The organism is Dyella sp. 01N36, assembly GCF_056399745.1.
Map to the genome: position 1 here is coordinate 1 of NZ_JBFTRY010000276.1, position 3599 is coordinate 3599.

At 65.0% G+C, this 3599-nt stretch carries 3 protein-coding genes, 1 pseudogene and 1 riboswitch; of the genes and pseudogenes, 1 reads left to right on the forward strand and 3 read right to left on the reverse strand.

Annotated elements, in window-relative coordinates; translation table 11 throughout:
• A pseudogene (locus AC1DMG_RS20870) lies at positions 1–139 on the forward strand (2OG-Fe(II) oxygenase); the annotation flags it as partial.
• A gap of 41 nt (positions 140–180) precedes the next feature.
• Here AC1DMG_RS20870 and AC1DMG_RS20875 read toward each other — a convergent pair.
• The 3 genes from AC1DMG_RS20875 to dnaJ form a co-directional block, all read right to left on the reverse strand.
• Positions 181–1188 (reverse strand): sodium:calcium antiporter, encoded by a 1008-nt coding sequence (locus tag AC1DMG_RS20875; protein WP_477175931.1) that lies wholly within the window; start codon positions 1186–1188, stop codon positions 181–183.
• A 101-nt stretch (positions 1189–1289) separates the two neighbouring features.
• A riboswitch (yybP-ykoY riboswitch) is annotated at positions 1290–1423 on the reverse strand.
• 70 nt (positions 1424–1493) lie between these two features.
• Positions 1494–2297, reverse strand: coding sequence for a 4-hydroxy-tetrahydrodipicolinate reductase (gene dapB / locus AC1DMG_RS20880; RefSeq protein WP_441604137.1), 804 nt, complete (start codon positions 2295–2297; stop codon positions 1494–1496).
• Positions 2298–2446: 149 nt separating this feature from the next.
• The gene (gene dnaJ, locus AC1DMG_RS20885; protein WP_441604136.1) at positions 2447–3580 is read right to left on the reverse strand and encodes a molecular chaperone DnaJ; all 1134 of its coding nucleotides are present in this window, start codon (positions 3578–3580) and stop codon (positions 2447–2449) included.
• Positions 3581–3599: the final 19 nt, after the last annotated feature.

A 3599-nucleotide genomic window follows, 5' to 3' on the forward strand; every position in this document is an offset into this window, starting at 1 on the left:
GGCCTGGCTCACCAGCGAAGAAGAAAAGCTGCGCAAGACCAAGCGCGGCAAATTTGCGCGCGCGTTCAAGAAGATCTTCGGCTCGCTTGATCGCAAGCTGGGCGCCGACCGCGATCGCAACGCCGCGCATCGCGACTGATCAGCGAGGGCGCACTCAGCGGTGCGCCCTGCCCCGGGTGCTTACAGCTGCGTCCCGTAGTGCCACGCGATATAGGCAGCAAACACGCCGTAGAGCAGCCCCACCGGCACCAGAGAGCGGGCATCCACGCGTCCGCGACGGAACAACTGCCACAGGTAGATGATGGCCACGCCGGTGAGCACGCCCGCCACCATCAGCGGCGCATCGAACAGCCACGGCGTGGCAAATAGCGCCAGCGAGCTGGGGATGGTCGCCTGGATCATCATGGCGCCGGAGATATTGGCCAGCGCCAGGCGCTCCTTGCCCTGACGCACCCAGATCAGCGCATTCATCGTCTCAGGCAGCTCGGTGGCCACCGGGCTCAGCACCAGCGCCACCAGATGTGGCGAGAGATTGAGCGCAATGCCGATCGCTTCGATCTGTTTGACGAAGGTATGCGACGCGAAGGCGATCACGATCAGCGCCAGCGTGGTCTGCGCGACCACCCACCAGATCGACGGATCGATCGCCTTGGGCTGGAATTTCAGCGGCTCGAGCTCTTCTTCCTCCGGTGCGGTGTCGGAAGACTTCAGCTCGCGCCACACGTACAAGCCATAGGCGGCCAGGAACAGCACACCGAGCCACGGCTTGAACGCGAATGCGACCAGGCCAAGCGTGCACTTCACCACGAAGATCGCCAGGAACCACGACTGATCGCGCGCCAGGCGTCCGTGCGCCACACGCACTTGATGGTCGGCACGCTGTAGCTTGTGGCGATTCATCCACAGCGCCACGCCGACCACCGCGTACGCGATCGTCGCCAGCACCAAGGGGCCGCCGAGCGCGGCGCCCACGCCAATGTCTTTTTGCTCGGGCGTCTTACCGAGGATCACGGCGACAAAGGTCACCGCACTCTCCGGCAACGCCGTGCCGAAGGCCGCCAGCACGGTGCCTGTAGCCGTAGCGCCCAGGTTGAGCTTCTGGCCGAACCATTCCACGCCGTTGACGAAGTACTCGCAGGCGAGATAGATCGCGCCGGCCGAGAGCAGGAACAACAGGGCAATGAACATGCTTTTTCCAGGGCCGGGCGAGCGGAAAACCATTGGCGCAGCGACGCGAGCTCGCCCGGCAGGGTGAGCGCGTCGCGGCCAAAGGTCTCGCCGGGCTGCCGGAACCAGAAGGAACCGGTGACCATCCACGCCATGAAGCCGAAGCTTCAAGTCTGTTGACGCGGATTCCTCTAGAAGCAACCGGAGGCCGGTTGCGTGGGGTGAGGATGGCTACTCCCCAATGACAACACACGGGATTTTAGAGGCCCCGCCGCCCCCAGGCAAGCGAGCGCCAGGAACGCGACGCGTTTTCGCGCCGCATCGGCTCAGCGCGAGGCCCGATCCGCCAGCATCGCATCGAGATCGTAATCGCCCGCTTCGCGACCGCTGAGCCAATGTGCAGCCTCAAGTGCGCCGCGGGCAAAGATCGAACGATCGGTGGCGCGATGGACCAGCTCCACACGTTCACCCTGTCCCATCAGCAACACTTCGTGCTCGCCGACGATATCGCCGCCGCGCACCACCGCGAAGCCGATGGTGCCCTGCTGACGCGGACCCACCCGCCCTTCGCGCGCGTACACCGCGCTCTCGCGCAGCGACGTGCCGCGTGCGGACGCTGCCGCCTCGCCCAGCGCGAGCGCCGTACCCGATGGCGCATCTTCCTTGCGGTTGTGGTGCGCCTCGATGATGTCCAGATCCCAATCCGGCAAGGCTGCAGCAGCCTGGCGCAGCAGTCGCGTAAGCACCGCCACGCCCAGGCTGAAGTTCGCCGAGCGCAGCAAGGCGATGCGGGCCGCCGAGGCGTTGAGGCGTTGCGCAAAGGTCGCGTCCAGGCCGGTGGTGCCGGTGACCAGCGCCACGCCATGCGATTCGCAATAGGTCAGCGCTTCGGCCAGACCCGCCGGGCCGCTGAAATCCACCACCACGTCCAGCGCATCGGCCGCCGGCCATTCATGCGTATAGGCCAGCGAGCCCTCGCATGCATCGACGGGCTGACCCAGCCTGGACGATTCGGGCGAGGCGATTGCAGCGACCAGCGCGAAGCGGGCATCGTCCTTCACCAAGGTCAGCAAGGCCTGTCCCATGCGGCCAGTGGCGCCATTGATGGCAAGGCGGACGGGCTGGGTCATAGATGGCTTCCTTTCTCGGGCACGACGGACATGAGAGGCGATGCTACCGCCTGCGGGCGCCCGCGTGCGTAGCCGCCGTCAACGGGGTCCCACAAAAAGCAAAGCCCCGGCGGGAGCCAGGGCTTTGTGGGCCGGCGGATCGCGTGAACTTACGAGGTGACGCGCGACCAGAACTGCTTGACGCCATCGACCCAGGTCTTGGCGCGCGGCGTGTGCTTGTCGGCCTCGCCATCGGCAAAGGTTGCCTCAAGCTGCTCGAACAGGTCGCGCTGCTGCTTGGTGAGACGCACCGGCGTTTCCACTACCACGCGGCAAATGAGATCACCGTTGCGAGTGCTGCGCACCGACTTCACGCCGCGGCCGCGCAGACGGAACATCTGGCCCGTCTGCGTTTCCGGCGGAATATTGATCGGCACTTCGCCTTCCAACGTGGGCACCAGCAACTCCGCACCCAGCGCCGCCTGCGCAAAACGGATCGGCAGCTCGCAATGCAGGTCATTGCCGTCACGCTGGAAGATGGCGTGATCGCGCACGCGCACTTCAACGTAAAGGTCACCGGCTTCGCCACCGGTCGGACCGGCTTCGCCCTGCCCGGTCAGGCGGATCCGATCGCCGTTGTCGACGCCGGCAGGAATGTTCACCGACAGCTGGCGAGTTTCTTCCAGACGGCCTTCGCCATCGCACTGCTTGCAGGGCTTCTCGATCGCCTGGCCGCTGCCGCCGCAATGCGGGCAGGCCTGCTGGATGGAGAAAATGCCGTTCTGCATGCGCACGCGGCCATGACCTGCGCAGGTCTTGCAGGTCACCGTCTTGCCGTCGGCCGAACCGCTGCCGTTGCAGTGATGGCAATTGACCTGGGTGGGAATCTCGATCTTCTTCTCGACGCCGAAGACGGCTTCTTCCAGATCGAGCTCCATGATGTAGCGCAGGTCGGAGCCGCGACGCGAACGTCCGCGTCCACCACCGCCGCCCATGCCGAAAATGTCGCCAAAGATATCGCCGAAGATGTCGCCCATGTCGCCAAAGCCACCGGCGCCGCCGCGACCGCCCATGCCGTGCTCGAACGCGGCATGGCCGTGCTGGTCATACATCGCGCGCTTCTGCGCGTCGGCCAGCACTTCGTAGGCCTCCTTGGCCTCCTTGAATTTCTCTTGCGCATGCGGATCGTCCGGACAACGGTCCGGGTGGTACTTCATCGCCAGTCGACGGAACGACTTCTTCAGTTCGACCTCGGTGACGGTACGTTCTACACCCAGGACTTCGTAGTAATCACGCTTGCTCATCGTTGCATCCGGCATGGAC

What these genes read in the sequence shown, in the direction of transcription:
- dapB (WP_441604137.1), bottom strand. Translation starts at nt 2,297, where the DNA reads ATGACCCAGCCCGTCCGCCTTGCCATCAATGGCGCCACTGGCCGCATG.
- AC1DMG_RS20875 (WP_477175931.1), bottom strand. Translation starts at nt 1,188, where the DNA reads ATGTTCATTGCCCTGTTGTTCCTGCTCTCGGCCGGCGCGATCTATCTC.
- dnaJ (WP_441604136.1), bottom strand. Translation starts at nt 3,580, where the DNA reads ATGAGCAAGCGTGATTACTACGAAGTCCTGGGTGTAGAACGTACCGTC.